The organism is Arcobacter sp. CECT 8983, from assembly GCF_004118855.1.
GTDB lineage: Bacteria > Campylobacterota > Campylobacteria > Campylobacterales > Arcobacteraceae > Halarcobacter.
The window spans coordinates 447,105-463,481 of the sequence record NZ_PDKF01000008.1 but is presented as its reverse complement, the minus strand read 5'-3'; the positions used below and the strand labels follow the sequence as shown (position 1 = coordinate 463,481).

Below are 16,377 nucleotides of genomic sequence, written 5' to 3'. Positions count from 1 at the left end.
CTTAAAACTAGAGTTTTTAAACTCTAGTTCTAACTTTTTGGATTAAAAAGCTTACCTAATTCACTTCCAAATGGAAAAACTATAGTATTTGTTTTATCGCTTGATATATCACTTAATGTTTGTAAAAATCTTAATTGAAGTGCTTGTGGATTATTTGCTAATACATTAGCTGCTTCTAAAAGGTTTTGACTAGCTTCAAGCTCACCTTTTGAATTAATAACTTTAGCTCTTCTTTGACGTTCTGCTTCTGCTTGTTTTGCTATAGCTCTTATCATACTTTCATCTAAATCAATATGTTTTATCTCTACATTTGAGATTTTTATTCCCCAAGCATCTGTTTGTTTATCAAGTATTTCTTGAATATCTTCATTTAACTTTTCTCTTTCTGTTAGCATTTCATCAAGATCATGACCTCCAAGAACTGATCTTAAAGTAGTTTGTGCAAGTTGAGAGGTTGCATCATTAAAACTTTCAACTTGAATAATAGCTTTTTCAGAATCCACTATTCTATAATAAACAACTGCATTTACTTTTACAGAAACATTATCTTGAGAAATTACATCTTGAGATGGAACATCATGAACAAAAGTTCTTAAATCTGTTTTTACCATCTTTTGAATAAAAGGAATTACTAAAATTAATCCAGGTCCTTTAACTCCAGAAAATCTTCCTAAGGTGAAAATTACACCTCTTTCATACTCTTTTAGAATTCTAATTGATGCTGCAATTATTGCAATAACAATAAAAACAATATATATAGTAGTCATAAATATTTTTTACTCCTTTTTAGGTTTTATTTGAAGTACTAAGCCATTAATATTTTCTACAATAACTTCACTTCCATCCTCAATCTCTATTTCACTTTTAGCATTCCAAATTTCAGAATGAATTGAAACTTTATAAATACCATTTTTCTTTTTAATAACCTTTGCTGTTGCTCCTATTAACTCTTCAATTCCTGTTTTCGCTTTTTGTTTTCTTTCTTGAATAATTATTTTAAGTAAATATATAAAAATAGCTATACTTACTAAAGTAAAAGCAACAATTAAAGATAAAGAGATATCAACACCCAATGTTTTTTCATCAAATAGTATTAAAGAGCCAAATACAAAAGCAATAATTCCACCAATACCAAGTATTCCAAAACCTACTATAAATACTTCTGCTATCATAAGAACTATTCCTATTAAAATTAAAAGTAGCCCAGCAGTATCAAAAGGTAAAATATTTAAAGAGTATAAAGCTAAAGCTCCACTTACTAAACCTACAACACCTGGAAAGATAGCCCCAGGACTAATTAATTCAAAAAAGATTCCATAAATAGCTAAAAGCATTAGACCATATGCAATAGTAGGATTAGAAAGATAAGATAAAAATTTTATTTTGAAACCCTGTTCAACTGTTTGTAAATTTATATTTTGGGTATTAAGTTTAACTGTTTTTTTATCAATTTGAAGTTCAAAGCCATCTAGGTTTTTTAGAAGAGATTCTAAATCATTTGCAAGCAAATTAATAACACCAAGTTCTAGTGCTTTTTGGGAATCTATACTCGCACCTTTTATTATACTATCTTTTGCCCATTTTAGATTTCTATTTCTAAGTTTTGCTAAACTCTCAATATATGCACTTGCATCATTTATAACTTTTGTTTGCATAGTAGATGGTTTACTGTTTTTTTCTTCTAAACCTCCTAATTGTATAGGAGTAGCAGCACCTACATTTGTACCTTGAGACATTGCTGCAATATGTGAAGCATATAAAATAAAGGTTCCTGCACTTGCAGCTTGAGAACCTTTAGGAGAGATATAAACAATAATGGGTATTTTTGAATTTAAGATTTGAGAAACAATATCTCTTGTTGAAGATAATAAGCCACCTGGCGTATTAAGTTCAAAAATAATAAATTGTGAATTTTGTTTATTTGCTTCTAAAATAGACTTCTTAACAAAAGCATTACTTGCAGGATTTATAGCTCCCTCATAAGCAAAGTGTGTAATATTTGAAGCAAAAAGAGTAATTGTTAAAGTAAAAAATAAAACAAGCAGTTTCATAATAAACTCCTTTATTTTGTAATCATACTCCACTATTTTTCTTATGTCAAGTATAAATTTTATTTATTCAATTATATATAATAGTATCTCTACCCTGCTCTTTAGCTCTATAAACTGCATTATCAGCTTTTTTTATCATTTCATCTTTTGTTTTACAATCTTTATAAAATGATACCCCTATACTAACTGTTAAACTAATATCTTGTTTTGGGTGATAAATTTTATGAGCTTTAACCTCTTCTTTTAAATTAGTTAGTTTTTGTTCAATTTCATATTTTGGAAGGAAACAAAGTATTAAAAACTCTTCTCCTCCATATCTATAAGCTTCACCATTTAAAAAGTCTGCATACTTTTGAATCTTTTTTGCAAGATAAGTTAAGGCTTTATCACCAGTGTCATGTCCGAAGTTATCATTTATACTTTTGAATCTATCTGCATCAATAAAAATTGCAGTTAATAAATCTTTATTATTTTGATTTATAAACATAGATAAATCATTTTCCATTTTTCTTCTATTATAAAGACCTGTTAAATGATCTCTATTCATACTATCTTCAAGTAAAGCTCTTTCTCTTAATAATTCTTGTATCAATGTATCTTTATAATCTTCAGCAAGGTCTGAATTCTTCTGCTCAATGATTCTTCCTAAATAAAATTCAAATAAGTCTTTTTTAAATGAGTAATCAATTTTTACACACTCAATAATCATTTGAGGTTTATCTTCACCTAATCCATTAGTTATTTTTATTTTATCTATTTGTTTAATACTATATTTTATTTTGTCATTTATGATTTTAGGCTCAAGTAATTCTCTCTTCCAATAAGAAGAAGTACTTTTTTCTAAAACCTTTAATTTTTTAAGTTGAATATCGTTAAATAGTTCTTTACTGACAGAAATTTTATACATATGAAATATTATCAAGTGTGCCCTTAATAATAGAATTAAATATTTTAAACTATAAGTTATACTTATAAAATTACTAATCAAAAATTAATATTATTTAAAGTATATTTCCATAATTTAAAATTATATTTAAAGGATATAAATGACTTTAAGAGAGAAATTTAACCCGATGTGTTTTTTAGCTTCACTTGGAGCTGGTGGACTATCTGTTTCATTTTTTATGTATTTAATGTTTTTAGTACCACACAAAGATACACCAATGGCAACATTTAATCATGTATTTCCTCAGCTTATAAAAGGAACTTGGTTATCTATAACAATTGCAATTGCTTTAATTGGTATACTATTATTTGCTTTTTTCCACTTTAAACTACTAATTTGGAATACAAAACAGTTTAATATGTATAAAAAAACTGACAATTATAAAACACTTGTAAACTCAAATGCAGAGATTACACTAATGACTATACCATTAACTTATGCAATGACAATCAACGTGTGTTTTGTATTAGGTGCTGTTTTTGTACCTAATTTATGGACAATAGTTGAGTTTATGTTTCCCTTTGCCTTACTTGGATTTTTAGTAGCAGGATATTTTGCATTAAAAATAATCTTTGCTTACTTTTCAAGACTATTAGTAAAAGCAGAGTTTGATTTTACAAAAAATAATAATCTTTCTCAAATGATTTCAATATTCGCTTTATCAATGATATCTGTAGGTTTTGCAGCACCAGGGGCTATGAGTCACAATATTGTAATAAATGCTTTAGGAATATTTGGAGCTATATTCTTCGGTTCTTTTGCTATTTTACTACTTATTATTAAAATTACTATGGGTTTTAAAAATATGTTTGAACAAGGTATCTCAATAGAAGCTAGCCCTTCTTTATGGATAATCTTACCTATTTTAACACTTTTAGGAATTATGATGATTAGAGTAACATTTGGATTAGACCATAATTTCAATTCTAACATGAGCAAATCCTCTTTATTTACTCTAACTTCAAGTATTCTTTCTATCCAAATTATCTTTGGTATCTTAGGATATAAAGTAATGAAAATGAATAAATATTTTGAAACATATGTAGAAGATGAGAAAACAAGGTCTTCAGTATCTTTTGCTTTAATATGTCCAGGAGTAGCATTTTTTGTATTTGGTATGTTCTTTATTAACTTTGGACTAACATTCAATAATGTACTAAATAAATACTCTATTGCATATTTTCTATTAATGATTCCATTTATTTATATTCAATATAAAACTATTATCTACTTCTTTAAATTAAAAAGAAAATTCAACTTCTAAATATATAGTCTCACAAAGAGACTATATATAAATTTACTATTAAATGTAATAAAATACATACTAAAAGATACTATCTAATGTTATAATGAAATAAAAAAGGATATATCATGAAAGTACTACTTACAGGTTCAACTGGATATATCGGTAGAAGACTAAATCAAAGACTTATAAAAAATAAAGATATAGATTTAAGATTATATGTTAGAAATAGAAGAACTCTTTCTAAGAATCTTCCTTCAGATGTTGAAGTAGTAGAAGGGGATACTTTCAATAAAGAGAAGTTAAAAGAAGCATTAAAAGATGTAGATATTGCATACTATTTAGTTCATTCTCTTTCAAGAAGTGATTACAAGAATTTAGATAAAGAATCTGCTCAAAACTTTTTAGATATTGCCCATGAATGTAATGTTAAAAGAATTATTTATTTAGGAGGATTGGGAGTAAAAAATGATCAAACGAGTGAACACCTTTTAAGTAGAATTGAAACAGGAGAGGTTTTAAGTTCAAATAAAGATATTCAAACTATTTGGATTAGAGCTGGAGTTATAATTGGTTCAGGTAGTACAAGCTTTGAAATTATTAGAAATCTAACTGAAAAACTTCCAATTATGACAACTCCAAAGTGGGTAAGCACAAAGGCTGAACCAATTGCAGTAGATGATGTACTTAATTACTTAGAGCAATCTATTTATTTAAAAGAAACTAAAAACCTTATAGTAGATATTGGATGTGAACAATTAACTTATAAAGAGATGATGCTTCAAACAGCAAAAGCTTTAGATTTAAAAAGAATTATAATTCCTCTACCTTTTCTTTCAATAAATGTTTCATCTTATTGGTTAAACTTATTTACTCCTGTACAGTTTAAAGTAGCAAAAGCTTTAATAGAAGGATTAAAATCAGAAGTTATAATCCAAAATGACAATGCAAAAAAATATTTTCCAAATATAAAACCTATTCCATATATAAAAGCTGTAAAAAAAGCTATTAAAGAGATAAAAACCAATCAAGTAATTAGTCGTTGGTCTGATACGGACAACTCAGGTAAAATATGGGATAAAGACCATGACAAAGAGATTGCAGATGCAATTTTCTATGATAGAAAAGAAGAGTTTATCAATAACTTATCAAAAGAACAAGTATTCAAAAGCTTTACAAGTATTGGTGGTAAAGATGGTTGGTTTACTTTTGACTTTCTATGGGAAATAAGAGGTGTTATTGATAAAATGCTTGGTGGTGTTGGGCTAAAAAGAGGAAGAAAAAATCAATACAATCTTAGTATAGGAGAGAGTTTAGATTTTTGGAAAGTAGTGGATATAAAAGAAAATGAAAGATTACTTCTTTATGCTCAAATGAAAGTTCCAGGAACAGCATGGCTTGAGTTTAAAATTGAAGATAATAAACTTATTCAGTCTGCTTATTTTTATCCAAAAGGATTATTTGGAAGAATTTATTGGTATGGGTTAATTCCTATTCATTATTTAGTCTTTAATAGTATGATTAAATCAATTTTAAAAAAAGCAGAAAGGTTTTAATTATTCTGCTTTTCTTAAATAAATCAGCCTATATATCATAGGAACATAATATAAATTTAGAATTGTTGCCCATAAAATACCAAAACCTAAGGCAACAGCCATTGGTTGTAAAATAAGAGCTTGTCCTGAAGCAAAGAACATTAAAGTAGCAAGTCCTAAAATTGTTGTAATAGAAGTTAATAAAATAGGTCTCAATCTCATTACTGCATAATCTTTCATCTCATCTAAATTTTTTGCTTTTTTAATAAAATCCATCATAATAATTCCATCATTTACAATAACACCTGCAAGTCCTACCATTCCAATTAAACTAGGCATAGTAATATTTAAACCTAAAACTAAATGACCTAATAATACGCCAAAAATAGATAAAGGAATAGTTGAGATAATAATTAAAGGCTTAACTAAAGAATCAAACATCCATATTAGTGCAAGGAAAATTAGAATAATAGCTAATAAAGCTGCTTGCCCCATTTCTTTTTGAACCTTTTCATTCTCTTCTTGTTCACCTTTAATATCAATATTAACAAACTCTCTTTGTTTTTCAAGAATTGGATTTAATTGTTCAAAGACTTCAGATGAAGTAACTTTATTAATACTTGCAGTTATAGAGACTATTCTTTTAGAATTTTCTTTAAAAATCTGTGATTGAGCATTTTTTCTTACAATATCAACAACATCTTTTAAAAGTACTTTTTGAGTTGTTCCAGGAACTAAAACTTCAAATCTATCTAAAGAGGAAAGTTCATCTTTATTTTTACTTTGGAAAACTACTTCAACAATACCCTTATCATCAAACATTTTTGAGTATGCGCCTTTAAAATAAAAAGGTCTAACTGAAGAGATTATATAATTTTCAGTGAAGCCTAGTTTTTGTCCGTATTCATTTACTTTAAACTTTAATTCTATATTTCCAACTAAAATATCATCAGCTACATTTGATACCCCATCTATAGAGTTCAATTTATCCTTTATTGTTTTAACTGTTTTATTAATTGCTTGTGTGTTTGATCCAGAAATGGCAAGTTCTAAATCATTTTTTACAATTCCTGCACCTGGAACACTTATTTTGAACTCTTCATATTCATTACTATTAATTAAAGGTTTTAGAAGTTCTTTTAACTCCTCTTCAATCTCTTGAGCTGATTTTTGCCTAATCATATTTGTATCATCATACTTTGGAGATAAATAAGGATTAATATATTTATCAAAAATATTTTGAGGTGCTCGTTCATAAAGGTTAACAAAAATTTGAAAATAAAACTCTTCACTTTGGGGTAAGTTTTTACCATCAAGTTTCATCCCTGTAACAGATGAAATTGAGTCAATATTATTTGCAAAATCATATTCATCTAATATTTTTCTTTCTATCTTTTCAACTAACTTTTCTGTCTGTTCAATCTTTTTACCAACTCCAACTGAACCATTTATATATAATTGTGTTGAATCAAAGTCTGGCAAGAACTTAAATCTTGACTGTGAAGCAATAAATATAGTTGATATAATAATAGATATAACCATTATAATTACAGCTAAATATTTTCTTTTTAATAAATATGATAAAATTGTTCTATATATATTTTTATTTACTTCCCAAATTCTATCTGATCTTTTCTCTTTTTTATGAACATCAAAAATCTGTTTTGCATGTAAAGGAAGGAAAAAGAATGCTTCAACTAAAGATGATAATAAAAGTATTGTAATCATAATAGGCAATACTTTCATAAATTTCCCTACTTCACCTGTCATAAGTAAAATTGGCAAGAAAGCAAAAATAGTAGTTGCAGTTGCTGTTAAAACTGCTGGATAAACTTCTAACGCTCCATCTAAAGAAGCTTGAAGCCTACTTTTACCCATCTCCATATGTCTATATATGTTTTCTCCAACAACAATTGCTTCATCTACAAGCATACCAAGAGCAATCAAAGCTCCAAGTAGGGATAACATATTTAAACTATATCCCAAAGCTTCTGCTGAAATTAATCCTATCATAAAAGAAGTTGGAATACCTATAGCAATAACGACTGCAATTCTTACATTAATAAAATAAAACAAAGCCATAAATAAAAGACATAGTCCAAACAAAATATTTGAAACTACAGTATTAAGTCTATTTTTAATCCACACCGAAGTATCTGTATGAGTATCAAACTCCAAAGAAGGATAATCCTTTTTTGCCTCTTTTAAAATCTCTTTTATTCTTTTTACAAGCTCAATTGCATCACCAGTATCACTTTTATTTATACCAATTGAAACATCCCTATTTCCATTGAAATGAGAGATATTATTTACATCCGCTAATTTAAAATCAACACTTGCTATATCTTTTAATAAAACTCTTTGATTATTTATCTTTATAATTGTATTCTTAACTTTATCTATTTGTTTTTCACCATTAAAAGTACTTAAATAATAGTGTCTAGTACTATCTTTAATAATACCTGCAGGAAAAATAGAACTTATATTTTGAACAGAATTAACTACATCTTGAAGATTTAGTCCATATGCTAAGATTTTGTTTTCATCAAATTTTATCAATAACTCTTTATCTGAATCTCCCCAAATAGATATTGAACTTAAATCTTTAAGTGCAGAAATTCTAGATTTTAAATCATCTGCTACATCAAGCAGTTTTTCCTTTGAAGCTTCTCCATAAATAACAACTGTTATTAAAGGGATTTCACCTATTACTTCTTTTACAATAGGTTCATCCATATCACTAGGAAGATTTACTTTTGTTTTAGTAACTATGTCTTTTACATCATCAAGCACATCATTAGCTTCAAAACCTCTTTTTAACTTTATATTTATAGAAAAAAATCCATTTTTTACTATTGATGTTATATCACTTGCTTCTTCTAAAGATACCAATTCATCTTCTAAATCTTCAACTGCCATCTTGTCAAGTAAATCTGAACTTGCTCCTGCATATGTTCCTGTAATTGCAACTGCATCAAGTGAAGCAGGTGGAAAAATCTCTTTTGGTATTTTAAAATAAGCAAAAATTGAAAGAACTAATAAGAAGAAGAGTAAAAAATGATTTAATATAGGTTTTCTAAGGGCGAATTCAATTATTGTTTTTATCATATGCTTCTTCTATTGAGTATATTATTAATGAGTCTTCTATCTGATTTTTAAACTTCATATCTTCTAGCTGTTGAGCTAAAAATTTATTCTCTTCTTTTAAAGAGATATAATGAGCATAAAGTTTATTTATATCTTTACTTACATAATATATGTTGTTTGCTAAAAAAATCTTTGGAAAAAATAGTATAAGAGCTAAAGCTAAAGTACCAAATACTATTAAAAGAGAGTTTTTAGAATTTAGTTTAATCAAATTTAAAAATCCTTAATTTGGAACTTCTACTTCGAGGATTTTGTTTTATCTCTTCTTTAGTAGGAACTATTGGTTTTTTTGTAATTATTTTACCCCGTGAGTGATTATTCCCACAAGTACATCTAAAAGCATCAGTTGGACAAATACAAGACTTAGTCCATTTTTTAAAATAGTTTTTAACAATTCTATCTTCTAAAGAATGAAAAGAGATGATTGCAACCGTACAGTCTTTAAGGTTTGCACTCTCAATAGAGTCAAAAAGTCTTTCTAAAACACCAAGTTCATCATTTACTTCTATTCTAATTCCTTGAAAAGGAAGTGTTGCAGGATGAATTTTGCCTTTATACATTTTTTTTGATAAAAGAGTTGATAACTCTTTTGCAGATGAAAATGGTCTATTATTTACAATTAAAGAAGCAACCTTTTTATATTCTCTTACTTCTCCATATTCTTTTAATACTCTTTCTAATTCATGTTGAGAGTATGTATTTACTACAACAGAAGCATCTAAAGATTGATTTTGATTCATTCTCATATCTAAAACCGAGCTTTCAAAACCAAAACCTCTATCCTCTTTATCAAGTTGTAAAGAAGAAACACCAATATCAGCTAAAATACCTTTTATATTCTCATCTTTATATTTTTCTATAACATGCTCAAAGTTGCCTTTATTAAAAACAACTCTATTTTCAAACTCTTTTAATCTTTCTTTTGAAAAAATTAACGCTTCATCATCTTGATCATTACATATTAATTTGATATTAGAATATTGTTTTAGTAATCCTTCACTATGACCACCATAACCAGTAGTGCAATCAATAATATATCCATCATTTATACCTTCAAAAGCATCTAAAGTCTCTTGAAAAAGCACTGGAATATGGGGAATTTGCATTAAAATTGTCCTTAGTAATTTTTATGTATAATAGCGAAAAAATTATTTAAGGTTTTTTAAAATGATAGACCCACATACAATTAAACTTTTAAGTGACTTATCTTTAACAATGTTTAGAAAAAATTTCTTTGGTATCTATCATGGAGCAATATCTTCAAAAGTTGACCATAATACATTTATAATAAATACTTCTGATGCTATTTTTGATGAAATGACAGAAAAATCGTTATGTAAACTAAATATGAATAAAAGAGATTATAGATGGCATGTTGCAAGTATTGAATCAGAAGTTCATGCAACTATATATAATAATATACACGAAGCAAAATATATTGCTTTTGGAATGCCAATTTATACAACAGCATATACCTTTGAACATGATGAAATTATATTTGATGATTATTTTGGAAAAACAGAATTTTCTAAAATAAAAGTTTATGATCCTGGAAATTTTGACTCATGGTATGATAGAAATGCTTTAGAGATAACAAAGTATTTAAAAGAGTCTCAAGAACACATTATGGTTATCAAAGGAGTAGGTACATATGTGTATGATAGAGATATCAATAATCTAGTAAAAAGAATTGCAATTTTAGAGAACTCTTGTCGACTTTTAAGCATAAAATCTACGTATAAATAATAAATAGTTGAATTTTATAGCATTTTACCCCCAACATATCAGGTTTTTTAGCTATTTTAAAGGTTAGTTAGTATAAAGTTTATTAAATTTTTATCTTACACAAGGAGTTCGTCTATGAACAAAGCTGAATTTATTGATGCAGTTGCTGCAAAAGCTGGTCTTTCTAAGAAAGATGCGAAAGGTGCTGTTGATGCAGTATTAGAAACTGTTACAGAAACTTTAGTAAAAAGAGAATCTGTTAGTTTTATTGGATTTGGAACATTTACAACAGCTGATAGAGCTGAAAGAACTGCAAAAGTTCCTGGAACAGACAAAACTGTTAAAGTTCCTGCAACAACTGTAGCAAAATTCAAAGTTGGTAAAGCTTTAAAAGAAGCTGTAGCTAAGTAATCTTACTTTCTATTCAACTTATAAAGGGTTCATCTTAGGATGAGCCCTTTTTTTATGCCTTAAATTTCCTTTTAAAAAAAATTATTTTTATACTTCTGTAATCTTTATTTATTTTCATTTATCAAAACCTTACTATTTTTAGTTTTCAATAATAAACATACAATTTTATAGATAAATTATAGTTTTATATTAGTTTAATATTAGTTTTAATATAGTTATATATAAGTTTTATTATAGAAAGAAGTAAAAATGAATGATAAAGTAAAGATTTTTAATGATTTAATTTCATGCTTAGATGAAGAAAAACAGCAGTTTACAAAAAAAGACACCTTTGCTAAGAACCTTGATTATGTAAGAAAACTATTATTTTCTGGATTATCAACTAAAAAACAAATTGAAGAATATTCAAAGCAGATACAAACTATCTCAAGAAGTGCATATGAAAGTTATTGTAAAGAGTATTTAAAAGAAGAGTATGAAAAAGGTTTACTTAACACCCTACTTTTTAGAAATATAAAAACTATTGCACATTACTTAACACAAGAAAAAAATCCAACTTCTTCAAAACTTTATAATAAACTTTTAGAAAGTGGTTCTATAAAACAAGCAAGAAATAAAAAAGATTCATCAATTGATTATCAAACTTTTATTAATTTATTAAAAAAGTTTTTAAAAGATAAAGGATATGAAAATATTATAGAGTTTGATAAACAAAATTTACAAATTAATACTTATCAAAAAGAAAATGATCCTTTAATAGTAAATAGTAATGTTGAAGAAGAAACAGATATAAAACTTCCACTTGTAGATGGAACATTAGAGTCTTGTGACAAGAACTTTTTAAAAACAGGTTTTATTGAGTTTGAAAATAGTTATATTGACAATAACATAAAAGAAAAAAATGTTTACTATATTCAAGCACGATATATTGATAAAGAATATAGTTTTGAAAAGTTTAAAAATATCATTAAAAACAATAATATTTTAGAAAACTATTCAATTATTATACACAATAACTCAAGTATAGATACAAGATTATATATTTATAGATTTATTGATAATAAACTTGTAATTCTAAAAAGTTTAGATGCAGCTTCATGTGTATTTGAATTAGATGAGCTTATAAGAAGAGGAAGAACAAACTTTTTTGAAAAGCTTGATGAGCATATTGGATACATTACAAGTTAATAATAAATAAAATTAATAGATTTATTATATTTTCTATTGTTTTAAATTATATTTTTTGTTATTATAGAATATAAGGAGTCTATTATGTCTTATATTACTTCTGTAAGAAAAAATACTTTTTTGTTTTTAGCTATAATTGGTGCTATAAATACAATTTTAGCAGTTCTTGTATTTATATATATAAAAAATCAACAAAACGAACTACTATATCACTCAAAAGCTAATTTAGCTAAAACTGAATTTAGAGAAACAAATAAAACTATAAAATCTGAAATTACACACTATAAACTTATATTAAATACTTTAAAAGAAACAAAAGACTTACAAAGATATCTAAATGGTGATAATCAAACTATTAAATACTTAAATGAGGATTTTCAAGATTTTGTAAAGGCAAATAAAAATATATTTCAACTAAGATTTATAGATGAACTTGGTCAGGAAATTATTAGAATAGACAAAGACAATAATAATACTACAAAAACTATAACTACTTTACAAAATAAAGCTGAAAGGTATTATTTTAAAAGAACTAAAGAGTTAAAAGATAAAGAATACTATATATCAGATTTTGATTTAAACGTAGAACACGGAAAAATAGAAGTTCCTTTTAAACCTACAATTAGGGTTTCAACTCCTATTTATAAAGATAATGATTTTAAGGGTATTATTATTATCAATTTTTTAGCAGAAGATTTAATTAATTCAATAAAAAATAAAGAACTATTTGATGTTTATTTTATGGATCATATGGGGAATTTTCTACTTCATCCAGATGAAAAAAAGAATTGGAGTACACAAAAAGGAACAAATCATAAAGTAAAAGATGAGATTCCAAATATTGAAGAATTATTAAATAATGAGAAAAAAGAAACTAAAGGAAGGAATTGGCTTTATTATATAAACAAAGTACATATAACAGATAATGACTTCTACATAATATATACAATAAAAGAAAAAGTATATAATAACTATATCAAAGAAAATACTAAAAGTATTATATTCTTCTTTTTTATAATATTTATACTCTCTATTCCTTTTGTTTTAATTGGAGCATATCTACAATCAATAGGATTAAGAATTTTAGATAGATTAATAAATAATATTCCTTTTCCAATATGTCTTAAAGATAAAAATGGTGTATTCTTAGTTGTGAATGATTCTCTCATCAAGCTTTATGGCTGCAAATCAAAAGAAGAACTAATTGGAAAAAAATCTTATGATTTTACACATAAAAAACTTCCTTACACTTCAAAAAAGAAAGATTCTGATGTTTTAGAAAAACAAAAAATAAAATTTCTTGATACTGTAACTCTAAAAAACAATAAGAAACTATATTATGATACTAGAATTATTAAAATGTCATTTTTAGGATTCTTTAATAAGACTTATATTTTAGGTATTGCAATAGATATAACTGCAATGAAAATATTAAATGAGGAACTTCAAAGTAAAGTAAATGAAGAACTTGAAAAAAGATTAAATACAGAAAGAGTTTTAGCCCAAAAAGCCAAACTTGCAGAAATGGGAAATATGATTGATAATATTATACATCAATGGAAACAACCCTTAAGTATAATCAGAGTAACTTCTCAAGCTTTAGAAATGAATCTTGAATTAAAAAATCTCACTCAAGAACAAATAGAAAAATATACTAAATCAATCATTGAAAACATAGATTTTATGAGCGATACTGCAAATGATTTTAGAAGTTTCTTATCACCGGATAAAATAAAAACTAAATTTTGTATAAAAGATTGCACTAATAAAATCTTAAAAATTCTAATCTTAAGATTTAGAAAACAAAATGTTGAAATAGAAGACAATATAGATAAGAATGTTAAACTTAATGGATATAAGAATGAACTATCACAAGTATTGTTAAATATACTTAATAACGCACTTGATGCATTTAGTGAAAAAGAGGATATCAAGAATAAAAAAGTCGTTATAAATTCATATGAAAAAGAGGGATATCTTATTTTTGAAATTGAAGATAATGCTGGGGGAATTGAAAAAGAAGTTCTAAATAAAATATTTGAAGAGAGATTTTCTACAAAGGATAATAAAGGAACAGGAATTGGATTAACAATTTCAAAAAGAATTATTGAAGAGAGTTTTAATGGTAAAATAGAAGTAGAAAATAAAAATCAAGGAGCATGTTTTATTATATCAATTCCTATATTAGTGAATTGATATTATCTAAATAACTCTTTTTCCATTAAATATGGATATGAAATATCTGCTCTATTACTTTTTATAAAACCAAATTTTTTATAAAAAGTAATTAATTTTTCCAATTTTAAACCATCTGAATCTAAAGGTAAAGGATTTAAATAAATCTTCTTATATTTTAGTTCTTTTGAAATATATTTCAATATACCTTTTAATGTATTTGTACCATATTTTTGATTTCTAAAAGCTGGTTGTGTTTTTATTATTTCAAGAGTTAAAGTATCATTATTTATACTTAAATTGCCAAATGATATATCATTATTATTAAACAATATTTTATCTTTCTTTTTTAAAACTTTCAATATGAACCCTTTATATAACAACATATTATATCATTTTATAATACAATTTCTAAATTATGCCATTATAAAAATTATTTTTAGATTTTATTAAATAACATTATTTCAATTTAGAACTAATTATTTTGCTTAATTTTAGTTTAAATAAAAGAGTAATACAATTTGTTATATAGCCTAATAAGGAGGAAGTTATGCAAATTAACAATGTACAACTTGACCAATCGCCTTATATAAATTTAAATCAATCACTTAATAGAATCTCTTCAGGAAAAGAGATTACAAGTGCTGCAGATGATGCTTCATCATTAGCTATTTCAGATAAGCTAAGAACAGAGGCAAGTGGAATATCTCAATCTATTAATAATATTAATAGTGGTTTAGCTTCACTGCAAATTGCTGATAAATCAATAAGTGAGCAGTCTAATATTTTAGATACAGTAAAGGAAAAACTATTACAAGCTTCTACTGATACTACTTCCCAAGAAGGAAGAGAACAAATATTAACTGAAATAAAAGACTTGTTACAAAATTTTGATGACATTGCAGCTAGTACTAATTATAATGAACAAACTTTACTGCAAAATGCTAGTGATGATAAAAGTGCTACTGAAGGTCAACAATTTCAAGCAGGAACTTCATCTGATGATATAATACAAACACCTTCTATTCAATCAAATACAGTAGGAGTAGGATTAGAAAATTTACTTAACCAAAGCCCAGGTTCATTTGATTCAAGTACAGCAAGAGCATATTTAGGAGATGTTGATAATGCTTTAACTAAATTAAATGATTATAGAGGGGATTTAGGTTCTACTCAAAACCAACTTCAAAGTTCTGGTAGTAGTTTAATTTCACAATATACATCTACAAGAGATGCAGTTTCGACAATTTCTGATTTAAATTATACAGCAGAGATAACAAATTTTAATAAGCAAAACATTTTAGCTCAAATAGGAGCTTATGGAGTAGCACAGTCAGCCAATATCAATCAAAATATTGTAACTAGGCTTCTAACATAAAGCTAAGGGAAACCTTAGCTTTAAAAACTTATTGAGTGAGTAATCTTTACTCTTTTTTTAGGTCTTTTTGTCACTTTATAGTGTTCTACGCCTTTGTAAACAAAATAGTTTTTATATCCAGTAATAACTTTTCTTTCAACATTTTTATAAGTATCATAGCACTCTGTAGTAGTAACATACTTATAATTTGAATCATCATTATGATAGTTATTTCTAATTTCATGGGCTACTTTTCCACCCAAAAGCCCACCAACAATTTGAGCTGCAACTCCACCGTTACCTTTTCCAACTTGACTTCCTAAAACTGCACCTGCTGCTACACCAACTAAAGTGTCAACGCCTAAACTATCATTTCTTGAATAAGAAGAGTTATAATCTACAACTCTTTTTCTAACTTCATCACACTGTCTTTGAGGCTCTTGCTCATAAACATACTCATAAATAGGTTCAGAGTATTTTACTTTTGCAAAGTCATGAAAGCTATCACCCCCTGCAAAAAGAGAACTTACTATAAATGTTGTTGTTAATAATAACTTTTTCATAATAAAACCTTTTAAGACCTAAATTAAATTTTAGGT

15 protein-coding genes are annotated in these 16,377 nt (G+C 26.3%); 7 read left to right on the top strand and 8 right to left on the bottom strand.

The genetic code is table 11. From position 1 onward, the window contains the following. Nucleotides 1-29 precede the first annotated feature (29 nt). The 3 genes from CRV01_RS11270 to CRV01_RS11260 all read right to left on the bottom strand — a co-directional run bounded on the left by CRV01_RS11270 (nucleotide 30) and on the right by CRV01_RS11260 (nucleotide 2,973). Entirely contained in the window at nucleotides 30-767 is a 738-nt protein-coding gene (locus CRV01_RS11270) for a slipin family protein (protein ID WP_129008309.1), read from the bottom strand. A gap of 9 nt (nucleotides 768-776) precedes the next feature. Further along, nucleotides 777-2,051, bottom strand: a complete 1,275-nt coding sequence (locus CRV01_RS11265) for a nodulation protein NfeD (RefSeq protein WP_129008308.1) — start codon at nucleotides 2,049-2,051, stop codon at nucleotides 777-779. A 67-nt stretch (nucleotides 2,052-2,118) separates the two neighbouring features. Further along, entirely contained in the window at nucleotides 2,119-2,973 is an 855-nt protein-coding gene (locus CRV01_RS11260; RefSeq protein ID WP_258238396.1) for a GGDEF domain-containing protein, read from the bottom strand. Between the two features lie 124 nt (nucleotides 2,974-3,097). Between CRV01_RS11260 and CRV01_RS11255 the strand changes: the two genes are divergently transcribed. Then, the gene (locus CRV01_RS11255; protein WP_129008307.1) at nucleotides 3,098-4,261 is read left to right on the top strand and encodes a hypothetical protein; all 1,164 of its coding nucleotides are present in this window, start codon (nucleotides 3,098-3,100) and stop codon (nucleotides 4,259-4,261) included. A gap of 107 nt (nucleotides 4,262-4,368) precedes the next feature. Next, nucleotides 4,369-5,796, top strand: a complete 1,428-nt coding sequence (locus tag CRV01_RS11250) for an SDR family oxidoreductase (RefSeq protein ID WP_129008306.1) — start codon at nucleotides 4,369-4,371, stop codon at nucleotides 5,794-5,796. On the opposite strand, the gene CRV01_RS11245 is transcribed toward CRV01_RS11250, so the two are convergent. The 3 genes from CRV01_RS11245 to rsmH are packed head-to-tail and all read right to left on the bottom strand — an operon-like array spanning nucleotide 5,797 to nucleotide 10,028. Next, the gene (locus CRV01_RS11245) at nucleotides 5,797-8,883 is read right to left on the bottom strand and encodes an efflux RND transporter permease subunit (protein ID WP_129008305.1); all 3,087 of its coding nucleotides are present in this window, start codon (nucleotides 8,881-8,883) and stop codon (nucleotides 5,797-5,799) included. It abuts the gene before it with no gap. Further along, on the bottom strand, nucleotides 8,864-9,133 hold the full coding sequence (locus tag CRV01_RS11240) for a hypothetical protein (RefSeq protein WP_129008304.1): 270 nt from the start codon (nucleotides 9,131-9,133) through the stop codon (nucleotides 8,864-8,866). Before CRV01_RS11240 ends, CRV01_RS11245 begins: the two co-directional genes overlap by 20 nt. Then, nucleotides 9,126-10,028, bottom strand: coding sequence for a 16S rRNA (cytosine(1402)-N(4))-methyltransferase RsmH (gene rsmH / locus CRV01_RS11235; protein WP_129008303.1), 903 nt, complete (start codon nucleotides 10,026-10,028; stop codon nucleotides 9,126-9,128). The genes CRV01_RS11240 and rsmH overlap by 8 nt, the downstream gene beginning before the upstream one ends. 61 nt (nucleotides 10,029-10,089) lie before the next feature. Here rsmH and CRV01_RS11230 point away from each other — a divergent pair, with 61 nt between their 5' ends. The 4 genes from CRV01_RS11230 (at nucleotide 10,090) to CRV01_RS11215 (ending at nucleotide 14,442) form a co-directional block, all read left to right on the top strand. Next, nucleotides 10,090-10,668: a class II aldolase and adducin N-terminal domain-containing protein gene (locus CRV01_RS11230; protein WP_129008302.1), complete on the top strand. Its 579-nt coding sequence runs from the start codon at nucleotides 10,090-10,092 to the stop codon at nucleotides 10,666-10,668. Nucleotides 10,669-10,782: 114 nt separating this feature from the next. Further along, entirely contained in the window at nucleotides 10,783-11,058 is a 276-nt protein-coding gene (locus CRV01_RS11225; RefSeq protein ID WP_129008301.1) for an HU family DNA-binding protein, read from the top strand. Between the two features lie 249 nt (nucleotides 11,059-11,307). Further along, a complete protein-coding gene (locus tag CRV01_RS11220; RefSeq protein WP_129008300.1) occupies nucleotides 11,308-12,246 on the top strand; it encodes a hypothetical protein in 939 nt (312 codons plus the stop codon). 84 nt (nucleotides 12,247-12,330) lie between these two features. Continuing rightward, a complete protein-coding gene (locus tag CRV01_RS11215; protein ID WP_129008299.1) occupies nucleotides 12,331-14,442 on the top strand; it encodes an ATP-binding protein in 2,112 nt (703 codons plus the stop codon). 2 nt (nucleotides 14,443-14,444) lie between these two features. Here CRV01_RS11215 and CRV01_RS11210 read toward each other — a convergent pair whose 3' ends face one another. Then, complete coding sequence (locus tag CRV01_RS11210; protein WP_129008298.1) at nucleotides 14,445-14,783, bottom strand: GNAT family N-acetyltransferase; 339 nt, start codon at nucleotides 14,781-14,783, stop codon at nucleotides 14,445-14,447. A 188-nt stretch (nucleotides 14,784-14,971) separates the two neighbouring features. On the opposite strand from CRV01_RS11210, the gene CRV01_RS11205 reads away from it, so the two are divergent. Then, nucleotides 14,972-15,799: a flagellin gene (locus CRV01_RS11205; protein WP_129008297.1), complete on the top strand. Its 828-nt coding sequence runs from the start codon at nucleotides 14,972-14,974 to the stop codon at nucleotides 15,797-15,799. 20 nt (nucleotides 15,800-15,819) lie between these two features. Here the strand turns inward: CRV01_RS11205 and CRV01_RS11200 are convergent, their stop codons facing one another. Next, nucleotides 15,820-16,341 carry a glycine zipper 2TM domain-containing protein gene (locus CRV01_RS11200; protein ID WP_129008296.1) on the bottom strand — a complete coding sequence of 174 codons (522 nt, stop codon included), beginning with the start codon at nucleotides 16,339-16,341 and terminating at the stop codon, nucleotides 15,820-15,822. Nucleotides 16,342-16,377 lie beyond the last annotated feature (36 nt).